Annotated in this window: 1 protein-coding gene; it reads left to right on the top strand. The window is 69.2% G+C overall.

Annotation, left to right across the window (positions count from 1 at the left end):
- Position 1 precedes the first annotated feature (1 nt).
- A partial coding sequence (locus tag ADL25_RS20405) for an ATP-binding protein (RefSeq protein WP_159044962.1) occupies positions 2 to 247 on the top strand: 246 nt, incomplete at its 3' end.

The raw sequence follows: 247 nt of genomic DNA on the forward strand, positions 1-247 counted from the left end.
TGTGGCGTATGCATCGATCAGCTCGGCCTTCGTCGGCCGAAGTGGTGAGCTGGAGGCTCTCGCTGGCGGACTGCGGCGTGCGTTCGGTGGTGAGCCGCAGGGCGTGCTGGTCGGGGGTGAGGCGGGGGTCGGTAAGACCCGGCTGCTGCAGGAATTCTTGGCTGCGGCGGAGGAAGCCGGCGCGATCACCGCGCTGGGCAACTGCCTGGAGGTGGGCGCCGAGGGACTTCCCTACGCTCCACTGGTC

Origin of the sequence: Streptomyces sp. NRRL F-5122 (genome assembly GCF_001507435.1) — a bacterium.
Classification (GTDB): domain Bacteria; phylum Actinomycetota; class Actinomycetes; order Streptomycetales; family Streptomycetaceae; genus Streptomyces; species Streptomyces lannensis.